At 42.2% G+C, this 15,307-nt stretch carries 16 protein-coding genes; 6 read left to right on the forward strand and 10 right to left on the reverse strand.

What is annotated here, in order from left to right; translation table 11 throughout:
* Positions 1 to 23 precede the first annotated feature (23 nt).
* From BQ9859_RS01705 to hypA, 10 genes are all read right to left on the reverse strand, one after another.
* Positions 24 to 461 carry a MarR family winged helix-turn-helix transcriptional regulator gene (locus BQ9859_RS01705; RefSeq protein ID WP_075876493.1) on the reverse strand — a complete coding sequence of 146 codons (438 nt, stop codon included), beginning with the start codon at positions 459 to 461 and terminating at the stop codon, positions 24 to 26.
* Between the two features lie 33 nt (positions 462 to 494).
* On the reverse strand, positions 495 to 809 hold the full coding sequence (locus BQ9859_RS01710) for a Dabb family protein (RefSeq protein ID WP_075876495.1): 315 nt from the start codon (positions 807 to 809) through the stop codon (positions 495 to 497).
* Complete coding sequence (locus BQ9859_RS01715) at positions 806 to 2,227, reverse strand: 6-phospho-beta-glucosidase (RefSeq protein WP_075876497.1); 1,422 nt, start codon at positions 2,225 to 2,227, stop codon at positions 806 to 808. The genes BQ9859_RS01710 and BQ9859_RS01715 overlap by 4 nt, the downstream gene beginning before the upstream one ends.
* Positions 2,228 to 2,306: 79 nt before the next feature.
* Positions 2,307 to 4,109, reverse strand: coding sequence for a glucose PTS transporter subunit IIA (locus tag BQ9859_RS01720; protein WP_075876499.1), 1,803 nt, complete (start codon positions 4,107 to 4,109; stop codon positions 2,307 to 2,309).
* A gap of 208 nt (positions 4,110 to 4,317) precedes the next feature.
* Positions 4,318 to 5,298 (reverse strand): hydrogenase expression/formation protein HypE, encoded by a 981-nt coding sequence (hypE, locus tag BQ9859_RS01725; RefSeq protein ID WP_075876501.1) that lies wholly within the window; start codon positions 5,296 to 5,298, stop codon positions 4,318 to 4,320.
* 14 nt (positions 5,299 to 5,312) lie between these two features.
* Positions 5,313 to 6,347, reverse strand: a complete 1,035-nt coding sequence (gene hypD / locus BQ9859_RS01730; protein ID WP_161941274.1) for a hydrogenase formation protein HypD — start codon at positions 6,345 to 6,347, stop codon at positions 5,313 to 5,315.
* Positions 6,331 to 6,555 carry a HypC/HybG/HupF family hydrogenase formation chaperone gene (locus BQ9859_RS01735; RefSeq protein WP_075876504.1) on the reverse strand — a complete coding sequence of 75 codons (225 nt, stop codon included), beginning with the start codon at positions 6,553 to 6,555 and terminating at the stop codon, positions 6,331 to 6,333. The genes hypD and BQ9859_RS01735 overlap by 17 nt, the downstream gene beginning before the upstream one ends.
* Before the next feature lie 5 nt (positions 6,556 to 6,560).
* A complete protein-coding gene (hypF, locus tag BQ9859_RS01740) occupies positions 6,561 to 8,753 on the reverse strand; it encodes a carbamoyltransferase HypF (protein ID WP_075876506.1) in 2,193 nt (730 codons plus the stop codon).
* Positions 8,750 to 9,406 (reverse strand): hydrogenase nickel incorporation protein HypB, encoded by a 657-nt coding sequence (hypB, locus tag BQ9859_RS01745; protein WP_075876507.1) that lies wholly within the window; start codon positions 9,404 to 9,406, stop codon positions 8,750 to 8,752. Before hypB ends, hypF begins: the two co-directional genes overlap by 4 nt.
* A complete protein-coding gene (hypA, locus tag BQ9859_RS01750) occupies positions 9,366 to 9,749 on the reverse strand; it encodes a hydrogenase maturation nickel metallochaperone HypA (RefSeq protein WP_075876509.1) in 384 nt (127 codons plus the stop codon). Before hypA ends, hypB begins: the two co-directional genes overlap by 41 nt.
* 97 nt (positions 9,750 to 9,846) lie before the next feature.
* Between hypA and BQ9859_RS01755 the strand changes: the two genes are divergently transcribed.
* Genes BQ9859_RS01755 through BQ9859_RS01780 form a run of 6 tightly spaced genes read left to right on the forward strand, consistent with a single transcriptional unit; the run spans position 9,847 to position 15,001 of the window.
* The gene (locus tag BQ9859_RS01755) at positions 9,847 to 11,742 is read left to right on the forward strand and encodes an NADH-quinone oxidoreductase subunit 5 family protein (RefSeq protein ID WP_075876511.1); all 1,896 of its coding nucleotides are present in this window, start codon (positions 9,847 to 9,849) and stop codon (positions 11,740 to 11,742) included.
* Positions 11,739 to 12,602, forward strand: coding sequence for a respiratory chain complex I subunit 1 family protein (locus BQ9859_RS01760; protein ID WP_075876513.1), 864 nt, complete (start codon positions 11,739 to 11,741; stop codon positions 12,600 to 12,602). The genes BQ9859_RS01755 and BQ9859_RS01760 overlap by 4 nt, the downstream gene beginning before the upstream one ends.
* 10 nt (positions 12,603 to 12,612) lie before the next feature.
* Positions 12,613 to 13,062 (forward strand): NADH-quinone oxidoreductase subunit B family protein, encoded by a 450-nt coding sequence (locus BQ9859_RS01765; protein ID WP_075876515.1) that lies wholly within the window; start codon positions 12,613 to 12,615, stop codon positions 13,060 to 13,062.
* Positions 13,037 to 13,387 (forward strand): NADH-quinone oxidoreductase subunit C, encoded by a 351-nt coding sequence (locus BQ9859_RS01770; protein WP_075876516.1) that lies wholly within the window; start codon positions 13,037 to 13,039, stop codon positions 13,385 to 13,387. Before BQ9859_RS01765 ends, BQ9859_RS01770 begins: the two co-directional genes overlap by 26 nt.
* Complete coding sequence (locus tag BQ9859_RS01775; RefSeq protein ID WP_075876518.1) at positions 13,387 to 14,466, forward strand: hydrogenase large subunit; 1,080 nt, start codon at positions 13,387 to 13,389, stop codon at positions 14,464 to 14,466. The genes BQ9859_RS01770 and BQ9859_RS01775 overlap by 1 nt, the downstream gene beginning before the upstream one ends.
* A 4-nt stretch (positions 14,467 to 14,470) precedes the next feature.
* Positions 14,471 to 15,001 (forward strand): 4Fe-4S binding protein, encoded by a 531-nt coding sequence (locus tag BQ9859_RS01780; RefSeq protein ID WP_075876520.1) that lies wholly within the window; start codon positions 14,471 to 14,473, stop codon positions 14,999 to 15,001.
* Positions 15,002 to 15,307: the final 306 nt, after the last annotated feature.

Genomic DNA, 15,307 nt, shown 5'->3' on the forward strand with positions numbered 1-15,307 from the left:
ATTAGGTAAAAGAGAAAGTCGATTTATTCGACTTTCTTCATATTTTCAATCATTTTGTCCAAAACTTCTGTGAAGGTCCTTAATTCTTCTTCAGTAATATCTTCTTTTATAATTTCGTCAATCACATTGACTTGTCGTTCTACTTTTGGTGCCAGTTCTTTCGCTTTCGGCAACAAATAGATCCTTTTTAAACGCGCATCATAACTTGTTGGAATTCTTTTGATATATTCTTTCTCTTCCAATGCCTGCAATAATTCTGTTGCAGTGGAACGTTTGATCTGAAACTCAAATTCAATATCTTTTTGAAATACTTCGCATTCATCCTCTTGACCTAAAAGGAAATGCAAAGCACGTCCCTGCATGCCGGTAAAATCTTTTTCTGAACGGTTTCTATCAATATTATTACGTATCAATTTTGATAGATAATAAATTTTAAATCCTAGTTTTGTTTCTCTCATCATTCTCCATCTCCAGTAATATTATTACTGAAAATTTTAAATCAATTTATTTGTTTCGTCAACGAAGTCCATGGTCATCACTTGTTGAATATACGCATTTGTCTGTTTCATCAATTGTTGATGTGCTTCGCTTTCCGGATAGTTTGTTGCATCTTCCATATCTTTGAAAGCGGCAATATGCGCCACATCGCCAAATAATGGAGACGGCAAAGTTGGCAGCTGTGGAAAACAGGTTTCCTGTACCATATTATTTTGAATAAACGGACAAGTTTCTAATGCTTCCAAAGCTTTGATCATGTCCTGCTTTTTTGTCTTGTCCTTGAGTTGGTACATTGCTATATGGATGATCATAATTGTTCTCCATTCGATGCAATTACTTTTTGATACCAGTCAAAAGAATCTTTCTTGATTCGTTTTAAACTTCCATTGCCTGCATCATCACGATCCACATAGATATATCCATAACGCTTGCTCATCTCTCCCGTTGATGCACTGATCAAATCAATGCAGCCCCAGGATGTATAACCAATCAGATCAACACCATCTTCTTCAACAGCCGCCTTCATTGCCTGAATATGCTCTCTTAAATATGCAATACGATACTCATCATGGATCTTTCCATCTTCCAACACATCTTTTGCGCCTAATCCATTTTCAACAATAAATAACGGTTTTTGATATCGATCATATAAATCATTCAGTGTAATACGAAGACCTAATGGATCGATCTGCCATCCCCATTGGCTAGCTTCCAAATATGGATTCTTGAGTGACGCAAATGCATTTCCGTCTGTAATTTCTGCATTTTCCTCAGTTCCGCTGGCACAACGGGACGCATAGTAACTAAAGGATACATAATCAACCGTATTTTCTTTCAAGATCTTCTTTTCTTCTTCAGTCGTTTCTAACTGGATTCCTAAACGTTCTAACTTCTTTTTCGCATATCCAGGATATTCTCCGCGTACTTGTACATCAATGAAGAAGTAGTTTTTATCATCTTCCTGCATTGCTTTCCAAACATCTTTCGGATGGCAAGTATAAGGATAAGTGACACCGGCAGCTAACATGCAGCCCACTTTGTTCTCTGGATCGATCTCATGTGCAATCTTTGTTGCCCATGCACTGGCAATCAACTGATGATGAGCAGCTGTATATTTTACTTGATCTTTGTTTTCACCGTCTTCAAAAATAATGCCGCCGCCCACATATGGCAAGTGCAGCAACATATTGATTTCATTAAATGTGATCCAATAATGCACAAGCCCTTTGTAACGGGTAAATATCGTTTGTGCATATCGTTTATAGAAATCAATCATCCGATGATCACGCCAGCTTCCATATTTTTCAATGCAGTGTACAGGAACGTCAAAGTGTGCCATCGTTACTAATGGCTCGATCCCATATTTACGACATTCTTTAAAAATGTCCTCATAAAACGCAAGTCCCTTTTCATTTGGCTGTTCATCATCGCCATTAGGAAAAATTCTTGTCCATGCGATGGAAATACGAAGACATTTAAATCCCATCTCTGCCAACAAGGCAATATCTTCTTTGTAGTGATAATAGAAATCGATACCATAACGAGCCGGATAATAATAGGAATCATCCATTTTTGACAAAGGAAGCTCTCCTTTAGAAAGCATAAATCGCTCTTTTGCGGCAGGAAGCAGATCACAGCTGGACAAACCTCTTCCATCTGCATCAAAAGCTCCTTCACACTGATTGGCAGCCATAGCACCGCCCCATAAAAAGTTTTTTGGAAATGCCATTTTCTTACCTCCTTTAACTAACAGGATGTACAGCACCTCAATTGATGCTGTACACCTTTTGCATTTTTATTTTGCTTGATTATTTATCACCTAAGCAGATTACTTCATCGCCGCTGTTGACATTTCCTGTATGAGTGGAAAGAATTCCGCCTGCTGTTTTAATGACGATGACAGGTGTTTCCACACAATATCCCTCTTCTTTTATCTTAGCGATATCTGCTTTGATGATTGGCTGATTCACTTTGACTTTATCTCCCTGTTTTGCTAAAGCCTGGAAATGTTTTCCCTGCAGGTTGACAGTATCTACACCGATATGGACTAATACTTCATCTCCAGCTGGAGTCGTAATGCCGTATGCATGCAAAGTCGGGAATAAAGTTGTTAAAGTTCCACTGACTGGTGCACAGAATGTATCGTCGGCTGGTTCTACACAAACTCCTTGTCCAAGTGTGCCTGTGGAAAAAACTTGATCATTCATTTCACTTAAAGGTTTTACATTTCCTTTAACAGGAGCTGCGATCTTTACTTCTGAATCTTTTTTATTATCTTTAAATAAGATGACTGCTAAAACGAAAGAAACGATCATCGCAATAGCGATACCGACAACAACAGAAACAATTGTCTGTGTGACATCTAATCCTTCTTTTAAGAATCCTGGAATAGCAAATACTCCTAAGCCGGCATTAGTCCATTGCAGCAATCCTGTGAATCCATACCAGATACCAGCTAAACCAGAACCGATGCAAGAAATGACGAACATATTGATACGTGTCAATGTAACACCGTAAATTGCCGGTTCTGTAACTCCAAAGATACCAGAGATCCAAGCAGGAAGAGCAATGCTCTTGAGCTTCTTATCTTTTGTTTTCAGCCAAATAGCGAATACAACTGCTGTCTGGGCAAAAGAAGCACCTAAACCAAGAGAGAAAATCGGTGTTCCTTGTCCGGTAACCAGCTGCATGATTGCAACTGCAACAAGGCCCATATGCAGACCAAAGATAACCAATACCTGCCAGAAAGCACCAACGACGAAACCTGCAACCATCGGACTTAATCCATAGATCGTCATAATCACATTACCGATGATCTGTGCCAGCCAGTTTGCAACCGGACCAACAATAGTAAATCCAAGAGGTGCAGCGATCAACAATACGATCATCGGCACCAGGAAAGTCTTAACAACATCTGGAATGATCTTTTTGCATGCGCGCTCCAGATAAGAAGCAAAGAAGTTCGTGATCAAAATTGGAAGAACAGTAGAAGTATACGTTACATTGATTGTTTGTCCCAGCACATTGAGGTCAACACCTTGCAGTGTCGGATATACGAAGATACAGCCAATAACTGTTCCCAGGAATGGACTCATCTTGAACTTCACAGCAGAAGTATAACCCAAAACAACCGGGAATAACAGGAAGATCGCATCTCCGGCTGCATACAGGATCTGATACAGACCGCTGTCTGCCGTAATGATATTATAGAAAGAAAGCAGTGTCATGAGACCTTTGATCATACCACTGGCACACATAACCCCCAGCAGCGGAGTAAATGTACCAGAGATGACATCAACGACTCTTGCACCAAAACTCATTTTGACATCAGATTCTTCTCCACCAGCTGTTTCAGAAGAAGAGATCCCAGCAACTTCACATACATCTTTGAATACATCAACGACATGATTGCCGATAACGACTTGATATTGACCAGCACTTTTTACCAAGGTAACGACACCGTCTAAATTTTTGATTGCTTCATCATTTGCTTTTGTTTCATCTTTCAACTGAAAACGTAGACGAGTAACACAGTGATTTAATACCGCGATGTTTTCTTTACCGCCAACATTTTTGACAATTTCTTTGGCGAGTGTTTCATATTTTCCCATAATCTTCTCCTCCAGAAATTAGTTAGTGAACCGAACTATTTATCGAAATAAAAACCCACACCTGTGGATATGTCCTATCTTTCCCTCTTTGCCCGATAGGAAAAGCAAAGAATTAATTCGGTTACCTAACTATTTTATAACAGAAAGCGCTTGCGAAGTCAATCAATATTCAAAAAATTATGTATATTTTTTTATTTCTTTTGGTTATTTAACAAATACGCGGCAATGGCTGACCGCTTAATTTTCTTAACCAGCGAGTAGTCTGCAATCTAGTATTTAACAGCAGTGTCTGCGGGTGTTCTTTAGTGATTTTTCCAATGATCCTGGCCTCTTTCCCCAACTGTTCTAACAAAAGCGGCGCATCTTGCGGAGAGATGATCGCAATCATTCTGCCTTCACATGCCATATACAGCGGATCAAAACCAAGCAGAGAACATAGTGCAGATACATCTGCATCGACAGGAATGCCTGTTTCATCCAATTCCATTCCCCATTTCGTATGTTCGATCAATTCGATGCAAGTTGTTGCCAGACCGCCTCTTGTCGGATCACGAAGGATGCGCAGACCTGGCAGATCCATTGCGGCAACTGCTTCCTTGCACAGCAAAGCACAGTCGCTGAACAGATTTCCTTGTAGAGGGATATCTTCTCTTGCCATATAGACAGCAGCTCCATGGCGGCCGATACTGCCAGAGACAACGACCAGATCTCCTTCTTGATACGATGCTTGCAAGTTTCTCTTCAAAAAGCCAATGCCGCAAGTATTGATATAGATCTGATCCCCTTTTCCGTGTTCCACAACTTTGGTATCGCCGCAAACGATCTCGACTTTTGCCTGATCTGCAGTTTCTTTGACTGCCCCTATGACCTTCTTTAGATCAGATAGCAAAAAGCCTTCTTCTAATATCAAAGACAGCGTGAGATAAGAAGGAATCCCACCGCTCATCAACACATCATTGACACTTCCGCAAACGGCTAATTTACCAATATTTCCCCCAGGGAAATTCCATGGATCTACTACAAAACTATCCGTTGAGACAACGATAGGTGCTGTCTCATTTTTTAAAACTGCGCCATCTTTGCGCTCATGCAAGGCTTTTCCCGGAAACACCTGCAGTATATAATCTTCGATCAATTGTGAAGTTTTGAATCCACCGCTTCCATGATCCAATGTGATCTTTTCTTCCATATTTTCCCCTCCTATCATTCATATCGATCAGCTGCTGCACAAGTTCCTTCGCTGGACACCATGCAAGGGCCGATCGGGTTTTGTGCATGGCAGGTACGATGAAACAATGGGCAGTCTTGCGGTCGTTTTTTCCCGCGGATGACTTCACCGCAGCAACATCCTGCCGGCTCTTGATCTGTGAAAGATGGCAAATGAAATTTTTTTACTGCATCCCATCTCTCATATTCTTTGCGAAATCCAAATGCACTGCGTTCGATATTGCCTAATCCTCTCCAGACACTGTCCGTCTCTTCAAACACTTCTTCCAATAATGCAAGTGCATGCGGATTTCCGTTTTTTTGCACTAAACGTGTATATGTATTTTTAAGAATGATCCGATCCTGTTGATGTGCTTCACATAAGAGCTGGATCGCATATAAGATGTCCTCTGGTTCAAACCCCGCAACAACAGCACTTTTATGATAGTTTTTTGGCAGGAACGAGAACCCTGTTTCTCCGATGATCGCCGCCACATGTCCCGGACACAAAAAAGCATCAATCTGACATTGCGGATCATCTAATATAGCTGTAATTGCCGGTGCACTGCGTTTTAACAAATTAAAGATCGAAAAATTTCGACATCCTTCTTCCTTTGCTATTTTTGCACTAACTGCTGTTCCCGGTGCCGTTGTTTCAAATCCAACACCTAAAAAGATCACTTCTTTTTCTGGAAACCGTTTTGCCAATTGCAGAGCATCCATCGCTGATAAACAGATGTGCACATCGGCTCCGGCTGCTTTTTTTTGCAATAATGTTTCCTGCCGGCTCCCAGGTACACGAAGCATATCGCCATAACTGCAGATCATGATGTTTTTTTCCTCCGCTAACTGCAAGGCTGTATCAATGGCCCCGCTTGGCGTCACACAGACAGGACAGCCCGGTCCGCTTACCAAATGAACATGGGACGGCAAGCATTGACGTATCCCGGCTCTAGCGATGGCCATCGTATGGGTCCCGCAAAACTCCATGATATACAGATCTTTTCCAGGGTCTTTAATTTGATACGGCATGGAAGATCTCCTCATACAATTGCTGTGTTTTCTCTGCTTCGATCGGGTCGATGATCTCAATGGCAAAACCGGCATGCACCATCACATGATCGCCAATTTTTGCATTCGGCAAAAAGTCGATTCGAAATGACTGTGATAAGCCGCCGGCTTCCCCGACCGCTGTTTTTTCATGAATTTCTGTAATTTTTAATGGTATGGCTAAACACATTTTATTCACTTCCTTTGTGCTGCAATGGCAAGTTGACCAAAGGCAATCCCCTCATCATTGCATGCTGTCTGCTGATGCCAATAGACCCTATATTGCTCTTTCTCTAAGCGTGCGACGATCTTATGCAGCAACCACTGGTTTAAAAAACTGCCTCCGCTTAATACGATCGGCAAACGAGACGGATTCAAAGCACGGCATTGTGCAACCGCCATATGACAGATCGTATTCATGAATCTTGCGCTGATCCGCGCATTGTCCATTCCTTGTTGCAGATCACGAAGGATCTCGCCGATCATCTTTCGCCAGTCAAAATAGCGAACCCCGCTGGCGTTATAAAAGCTTAGAGAATATTCACCTTCTTCTTTACGATCCGCCATGCTCTCCAATAACATCGGTGCCTGTCCATCATAAGACTGCCAACACGTGTTCGTCAACAAAGCATAAACACCGTCAAACAAACGTCCCATGCTGCTGGCAGCGACACATAGAGAAGGATGCTGACAAAGAGAGACAATTTCTTGTTCCACACAGGCAGATGGAAACGGATGCCGGCTCATCACGCAAAGAGAGATGGCAATTCGTTTGATCTCATGAATAGCCAATTCTCCTCCTGGCAGCAAAATCGGATGAATGGAACCCACACGCTGATAACTCTGCAGATCGCCGATCAAACATTCCGCTCCCCATATGGTGTGATCTTCTCCATAACCGCTGCCGTCAAAAATGATTCCAAATACCTTTGATGACAATTGATGTTCAGCCATACATGCAGCCATATGGGCATGATGATGCTGTACCTGCAAGATCGGCAGATGCAGTGTATTGGCGAATTGCGTCGATGTATAATCCGGATGCAGATCGCAAACTACTTTTTCCGGATGAATGGCAAACAGATGCTCATACGTCTGCAACGCTTGCTGATAATGTTCCATATTTTTCCAATGTTCCAAATTTCCAATATAAGGACTCAGGAATACATAATGATGCTTTCCCAATGCAAAAGAACCTTTTTGGTGTGCTCCCAGTGCCAATATGCCGTCACATTCTTCCTGGATCGTCAATGGGGCAGGCACATAGCCTCTGCTCCTGCGTACAAAATACGGCTTTCCGCGGAAGGCATACAGCAAGGAGTCATCACAGCGATTGGCAATGGGACGATCATGCAGCAAAAACACATCCGCGATCCCGCACAGATCCTGCAAGGCCGCCTGATTATCAATGTACACCGGCTCATCGTGTCGATTCGCACTCGTCAATACAACAGCCGGCAGTTGCTGCATCAATAAAACATGCAGAGGCGAATAAGGCAACAAGAGCCCGATATACTGATTTTCTGATATCGCAAGAAATTGTTTAGGATCTTTTTTGCGGCACAGCACAATAGGACGCTCTTTGCCTTGCAAGAGATCGCTTTCTTCCCTGCTGATCACCGCAAACTTCTTTGCTTCTTCTATACTTTGCACCATAATGGCAAACGGTTTTTGTTCCCGCATCTTTCGTTTGCGCAAACGTTGAATTGCTTGTTTGTTCCATGCATCGCAGGCAAGATGAATGCCGCCGATTCCTTTGATTGCAACGATCTTTCCTTGTTTTAAAGCCTGGATCGTCCCTGATAATGGTTCGGCTGTACTGTCAGGATACAATAGCAGCTTCGGTCCGCATCGAGCACAGGCATCCGGCTGTGCATGATAACGGCGGTCGCGTATATCTTGGTATTCCTTTTGACAGGCATCGCACATAACAAAACGAGACATTGTTGTATATTTGCGATCATACGGTACATCTTGAATGATCGAATAACGCGGACCGCAATTCGTACAGTTGATAAATGGATAATGATACCGCCGATCATTTGGATCATTCAATTCCCGCAAACAATCTGCACATGGGGCAATATCTGGAGAAATCAAGGTATCATGCTCCCCCACATGGCTGTCGATAATTTGAAATGAACGAAATGCCTGCAAAGGCATTTCCTTTATTTGTATCTCTTCAATTTTTGATAAATCGGGAGGAGAGTGCAGACCATGCAAAAAATTATTTATATTTTCCTCTTTTCCTTCAACCTCTATGATCACTCCTTGCCCATCATTATATACCGATCCTTTCAGTTGATTGTTGTCTGCAAGCCGATGTATAAATGGACGGAAACCAACACCTTGCACGATGCCGCGAACCTGTAATTTCAAATGTTTCATTTTAAATATTCAGCGATCCGTCTTGACAAATGTGCACTCAATGCATCCAAACCCTCTTGATTTTTCGTGCTGATCCAAAATAAAGGTGCATCCGGATTCACGCCATGATAGTTTTCTTCGATCCGTTCCTTGTTAAAATCAAAATAAGGAAGTACATCGCTCTTATTGATGACCAAACAATCCGTCTCTGTAAACATCAATGGATATTTTTCGATCTTGTCATCTCCTTCTGGAACGCTTAAGATCGTAATACGCATCGTTTCTCCGATATCAAATTCGGCAGGGCAGACCAAATTCCCGATATTTTCGACAAATATGACATCGATTGAGTTTAAATCAAAAGCCGGCAGCATCTTCTGAATGCTCATCGCTTCAATATGGCAGGCTCCATCTGTATTGAGTTCCACACTTGGTATGCCCAGAGAAGCGATCTTTGCGGCATCATAAGAAGTCGTGATATCCCCTTCAATGACCGCAATCTTCCATTGTGTTCGAAGCCGTTGGATCAATGCAGTGATCAGGCTCGTTTTACCAGCTCCAGGAGAACCCATGATATTGATCAATATCGTGTGGTGTTCTCTTAATGTCTCTTTTACTTGCGCGGATACATCTTCATTCCACTCCATGATCTGATGATATACTTTGATTTCCATCTTCATCGACCTCCAAACTTTCGATCATACATTCTCCACCAGATAACCGCTTTAAATGCAAGCCATGGCATTTAGGGCATTCAATATGATGGCGGTCAATTTCAGCAATCGTATGGCAATCTAAACACTCTACGCGCAAAGGAATCGTGCGTACACAAATTTCTGCACCTTCTGCTATCGTATCCTTTGCCAAGACATCCAGATACATTTGGATACACTCCGGTACAAAACCTGAAAAAGGTCCAAGTGCTAAATGTATTTTTGTAATCTTTTGTGCATGATGTACTTTTGCCTCTTGGATGCTGACATCTAAAATATGTTTTGTAATTTCTAATTCATGCATGCCTGTATTATACTCCTCAAACTGTAAAAAAGAAATGGAAACCACTTACAAATAGATATATAATATACGTAAATCATTACATGAATGGAGGGTGTATATGGCATTGGTACCTTTGATGATCATTCTGCCTCTCATCAGTGCAGCTTTGATCTATGTGATTCATGATGCAAGAATACGGGGTTATCTGATTTATACCAGTGTCGCTTTGTTAGTTCTATGCACGACGGCACTGATTACATCCTGGATAATGGACGGACAAACAACCTGGTATTTATATACCGAAACAAAGATCTTGGATCTTTTGATGCAATTGATTGAAATTCTTTTGATGGTCTTTATTATTTACAAATGCATCATTTATAAAAAGCTGTGGATCTCCTGCTTATCGATTTTTCAAACATTGCTGGTTTTATGGGTAGAACATTCGATTCCTTTATTGGAGTCCACACATACACAGATTGATTCTTTAGCACTGCTGATGTGCGTAATTTGTTCATTAGTAGGCGGTCTAATTGCCATCTACGCTGTCGGCTACATGAAAAGTTACCACCAGCATCATAAAGAATACTTAGACCGCAGCTCTTTATTTCTGTCAATGTTGTTTTTATTTATGAGCGCCATGTTTGGTTTGGTCTTGTCTTCGAATTTAATTTGGATCTATTTCTTTTGGGAGATCACCAGTGTGATATCTTTTATCATGATCGGCTATACAAGAAGCGAAGAAGCAATGGAAAACAGTTTTCGTGCCCTATGGATGAATTTATTAGGCGGGGTTGGTTTCGCTGTCAGTATCTGGCTATGCGCGATCTATTCGCACAGCGTCCAGCTTTCTGATGTCATTGAGAATGGAAATGCTTTGATCATCGGCTGTTTGGCGTTAGCCGGGCTTACAAAATCCGCACAGCTGCCCTTCTCTTCTTGGTTATATGGCGCCATGGTCGCCCCGACTCCATCCAGTGCTTTACTGCACAGTGCAACAATGGTCAAAGCCGGCGTTTACCTGTTGATCCGCTTAGCTCCTGCCTTGCATGGAAATATGTGCGGCACGATGGTATCTTTCATCGGCGGTTTTACTTTCATCACAGCCAGCATGATGGCGATCGCTCAAAATGATGCAAAGAAAGTATTAGCTTTCTCTACGATTTCGAATCTCGGTTTGATCGTTGCCTGTGCCGGCATCGGTGCACAAGAAACCGTATGGGCTGCCATCTTATTGATGATCTTCCACTCTGTCAGTAAATCCATGCTGTTTGAAGCGGTGGGCGCCACTGAAAACTGTATCGGATCAAGAGATATCGAGCATATGCATGGATTGATCTTACGATTGCCAGCACTTGCTTATATCATGGGAATTGGCATTGCCGGCATGTATCTGGCGCCTTTCGGCATGTTGATCAGCAAATGGGTTGCTTTAAAATCATTTGTCGACAGCGGGAATGTCTTGTTAGTGATCTTCATTGCATTCGGCAGTTCGACGACCATGTTTTATTGGACCAAATGGTTATGCAAATTGATTGCGATGCATAAGCCAAAGCACACAGAAACAGATTGTACCAGAAAAGATGAATATTTCTCCATGTTCATCTTAGGCGGGATCATGATCTTGCTGTGTCTGCTATTCCCATTCTTAGCACGGCAGATCGTCAATCCGATCGTCTTATCTTTATTTGGTCAAACAACAGAAGTATTGTCCATGAGCGAACTGGCAACGATGGTCATCATGGTTGTCAGCATCTTGATCGTTCCATCTTTGATGTTCCTGATCTCGCGTTCTGCTCATCGCGATTACGTTCCGACTTATATGTGCGGAATCAATGTTGGCGACAACTCGCATTTTATCGACAGCATGGGAGAAAGCCATCAGTTATATTTAAGCAACTGGTATCTTCGTTTTGAAATGGGACGGCGCCGTCTGTTGAAACCATCCGAAATCATTGCGTCCAGTGTGCTGATAGTCGTGTTTGCATTGCTGTTGGGAGGTGTACTGCGATGATCAAGATTCTGTCTTTGATTGGCTATCTGTTTCTATCCCCTATCATCGGCGCCTTGCTAGACGGGGTGGATCGAAAAGTCACTGCCCGCATGCAGGGAAGAAAAGGGCCTAGTTTGTTACAGCCGTTTTATGATTTGATCAAATTGTTTTCAAAACAGATGATTGCCGTCAATAGCGTGCAACTGCTGTTAAATCTAAGTTATCTGGCATTTCTGTCAATTGCCGGAGGTATCGTATTTTTTGGTTCCGATATCTTGATGTCTTTGTTCATCTTATCGACGGCAGACATGTTTCTGATCTTGGCTGCCAGCAGCGATTCTTCTCCTTTCTCCAATATGGGCGCAAGCAGAGAAATGCTGCAGATGATGTCTTATGAACCCATGACACTGTTGATTGCCGTTGGCTTTTATCTAACAACCGGCTCTTTCCGCGTTGACGAGATCATCGCTTGCCCTACCAGTGCCTTTTGGCTGATGCCTGGATTGTTTGTCGGCTATATCCTGATCATGGCAGTCAAACTGAGAAAATCGCCATTTGATCTGTCTACATCTCATCATGCACATCAGGAAATGGTCAAAGGAATCACGACCGAAATGTCTGGAACGACTTTGGCAGTGATGGAAATTGGCGAATACTATGAGAAAATACTGCTGCTCAGTATCGTTGCCATCTTTTTTCTGAACGCTTCTATTGTCAGCTGGCCGATCGCTGTTCTTCTTTGTTTCATCGTCTATTTTATTGAGATCTTGATCGACAATGTATGTGCGCGTTTAAACTGGCGTAAAGTATTGGATCTATGCTGGCTGATCACGCTTTTAGGCGGCGGAATCAATATTTTGATCCTAATGTCCATAAGGTAGGTGAACACAGATGAATAAATTAAAAAAATCACCCTGGATGTTGCATTACGACGCCAGCAGCTGCAATGGATGTGACATCGAAGTATTGGCTTGTACGACCCCTACATACGATATCGAACGTTTTGGAATCATCAATACGGGCAATCCTTTTCATGCCGATATTTTATTGATCACCGGCGGTGTAAATACACAAAGCGCTTCTGTCGTTAAACAGATCTATTCACAGATGCCAAATCCAAAAGTGGTCGTCGCTGTTGGTATCTGTGCTTGTACAGGAGGCATCTTTAAAGACTGTTACAACATCTTGGGCGGAATTGATACAATCATTCCTGTAGACGTTTATGTTCCTGGCTGTGCTGCACGGCCACAGTCAATTATTGATGGTGTACTGCAGGCAGTAGAAATATTGGAAAAAAAGAAAGAAGGCGCAGATAATGAAAAGCAAGATCATTCCCATTGAGAAAAACACATTTTTCCATGATATCGTCAAAAGAAAAATGGAAGGATGGCGATTCTCACAAATGTGCGCTGTTACGATAGAAGACGGATTTGAACTCAGTTATACTTTTGTCAAAGACTTAGAAATGGAAACTTTGCGATTATTGATTCAAAAAACAGAACCGATCACAAGCATCACTCAGATTTATCCATGTGCTTTTCTTCAGGAAAATGAAGCAGCGGAACTGTTTGGGGTCATCATCGAAGGAATCACGATGGATTATAAACATCAATTATATCGCATCGATACACAAACTCCGTTCGCACAGAAAGGAGTGAATGAATAATGGCAAAGCAAAGCATCATTCCCTTCGGTCCCCAGCATCCTGTTCTTCCCGAACCGATTCATCTTGATCTTGTTCTAGAAGATGAAGTCGTTGTGGAAGCTGTTCCCAACATTGGTTTTGTGCATCGCGGGCTGGAAAAGTTAGTAGAAACAAAAGATTTCAAGCAATATGTCTATGTAGCTGAACGAGTATGCGGCATCTGCAGTTTTGGCCACGGTTTGGGATATTGTCAAGCACTGGAGGAAATCATGGACATCCACATCCCGCGACGGGCAGATTATCTGCGTACGATCTGGATGGAAATGAGCCGTATCCATTCCCACTTATTATGGCTTGGGTTGTTAGCCGATGCCCTTGGTTTTGAAAGTCTCTTCATGCAATCCTGGCGTTTAAGAGAAAAAGTATTGGATCTCTTTGATCTAACAACCGGCGGACGTATTATTTTCTCCGTCAATCAAGTAGGCGGCGTATCAAAAGATATGTCGGATGAGATGCTGCAAGCAATTCATGCGACCATACAGGAAATGGATCAGGAATTGCGTCCAATCGCTAAAACATTCTTAGAAGATATGAGCGTGAATTCTCGTTTGCGCGGCCTTGGCTGCATCAGCAAAGAGCAGGCATATCTGGCAGGAGCTGTTGGACCAATGCTGCGTGCCAGTGGTTACGATTATGATGCAAGAGAAAGCGGATATGCAGCCTACAACGATCTCAATTTTGGAGCGATCACTGCTGTTGAGGGCGACTCTTACGCACGCGTCAAAGTCCGTATCGCTGAAATATTCCAGTCGTTTGATCTGATAGAGCAGCTTTTATCCAAAATACCGAAAGGAGACATTTCAGTTCCTGTCAAAGGAATGCCAAAGGGCGAATCTTTCATTCGAATTGAACAGCCTCGCGGGGAAGCAATCTATTATGTCAAGGCAAACGGAACGAAATATCTGGATCGTTTCCGTTTGCGTACACCGACCACCAGCAATATTCCTGCCATGTTGGATTTATTAAAAGGATGTCAATTAGGAGACGTCGCATTGCTCATCTTGACGATCGATCCTTGCATCAGTTGTACAGAGAGGTGATCTTATGCGTAAACAAAGACTTTTTTCATTTACCTCGGAAGTATTAAAAAATTTAATATCAAAACCGGCAACCGTCAATTATCCAGAAGAACCCGCAACCTATCCTGAGCGTATGCGCGGTCATATTCATATTGATATCGAACAATGCATCAGCTGTACCTTATGTGCGCAGAACTGCCCGCCCGGCGCTCTCGAAGTCAATCGTGAAGAGGGAACATGGACCATTCACCGTTTTGATTGCATCCAATGCGGAAACTGCGTACAAATTTGTCCGAAGCATTGTCTGCATATGGAAAAAGGATATACCTTGCCTGCACAGCATAAATCCAGCGATACCTATACCCGTCCAACAATCGAAAAAAAATATCCGCAAGCTGGAGATGCCTGCGTGTATTGCGGTTTATGTTCAAAAAAATGTCCAAAACAGGCAATCCAAGTAGAGCGGGATACTAAAACTTGGAAATTAAACAAAGAACGCTGTGTCAGCTGCGGAATCTGTGCCAATAGCTGCCCTAAAAAATGCATTCAATTTTAAAGGAGACAGATGAACAATTTCTGTCTTCTTTTTACATTTATTTGGTAAATATTCCCTTTTTTCTCACTCTAATAAAAAAGAAATAGTGATTTCAAAGATAGAAAAGATCGATCCAGCTCCTTTTTTTTGTAAATTAGAATTGCATTTTTTCTATAAAATGCTGATAAATAAAGCCGAAATCAACACTCAAGCCGATCGTTGGATTCTCATTATCGACAAGAAACCAGAAATAAGAAGATGAAACATACATAGAGGCATCTTTTTCATCTCCATGTAATGTATTTGACCGCTGTTTCCTGCTATGTT

The sequence above is a fragment of the Merdibacter massiliensis genome (assembly GCF_900155395.1).
GTDB lineage: Bacteria > Bacillota_I > Bacilli_A > Erysipelotrichales > Erysipelotrichaceae > Merdibacter > Merdibacter massiliensis.

Excerpts from the sequence above, each read along its gene's own strand:
- BQ9859_RS01705 (WP_075876493.1), bottom strand. The coding sequence starts at position 461 with ATGATGAGAGAAACAAAACTAGGATTTAAAATTTATTATCTATCAAAA.
- BQ9859_RS01710 (WP_075876495.1), bottom strand. The coding sequence starts at position 809 with ATGATCATCCATATAGCAATGTACCAACTCAAGGACAAGACAAAAAAG.
- BQ9859_RS01715 (WP_075876497.1), bottom strand. The coding sequence starts at position 2,227 with ATGGCATTTCCAAAAAACTTTTTATGGGGCGGTGCTATGGCTGCCAAT.
- BQ9859_RS01720 (WP_075876499.1), bottom strand. The coding sequence starts at position 4,109 with ATGGGAAAATATGAAACACTCGCCAAAGAAATTGTCAAAAATGTTGGC.
- hypE (WP_075876501.1), bottom strand. The coding sequence starts at position 5,298 with ATGGAAGAAAAGATCACATTGGATCATGGAAGCGGTGGATTCAAAACT.
- hypD (WP_161941274.1), bottom strand. The coding sequence starts at position 6,347 with ATGCCGTATCAAATTAAAGACCCTGGAAAAGATCTGTATATCATGGAG.
- BQ9859_RS01735 (WP_075876504.1), bottom strand. The coding sequence starts at position 6,555 with ATGTGTTTAGCCATACCATTAAAAATTACAGAAATTCATGAAAAAACA.
- hypF (WP_075876506.1), bottom strand. The coding sequence starts at position 8,753 with ATGAAACATTTGAAATTACAGGTTCGCGGCATCGTGCAAGGTGTTGGT.
- hypB (WP_075876507.1), bottom strand. The coding sequence starts at position 9,406 with ATGGAAATCAAAGTATATCATCAGATCATGGAGTGGAATGAAGATGTA.
- hypA (WP_075876509.1), bottom strand. The coding sequence starts at position 9,749 with ATGCATGAATTAGAAATTACAAAACATATTTTAGATGTCAGCATCCAA.
- BQ9859_RS01755 (WP_075876511.1), top strand. The coding sequence starts at position 9,847 with ATGGCATTGGTACCTTTGATGATCATTCTGCCTCTCATCAGTGCAGCT.
- BQ9859_RS01760 (WP_075876513.1), top strand. The coding sequence starts at position 11,739 with ATGATCAAGATTCTGTCTTTGATTGGCTATCTGTTTCTATCCCCTATC.
- BQ9859_RS01765 (WP_075876515.1), top strand. The coding sequence starts at position 12,613 with ATGAATAAATTAAAAAAATCACCCTGGATGTTGCATTACGACGCCAGC.
- BQ9859_RS01770 (WP_075876516.1), top strand. The coding sequence starts at position 13,037 with ATGAAAAGCAAGATCATTCCCATTGAGAAAAACACATTTTTCCATGAT.
- BQ9859_RS01775 (WP_075876518.1), top strand. The coding sequence starts at position 13,387 with ATGGCAAAGCAAAGCATCATTCCCTTCGGTCCCCAGCATCCTGTTCTT.
- BQ9859_RS01780 (WP_075876520.1), top strand. The coding sequence starts at position 14,471 with ATGCGTAAACAAAGACTTTTTTCATTTACCTCGGAAGTATTAAAAAAT.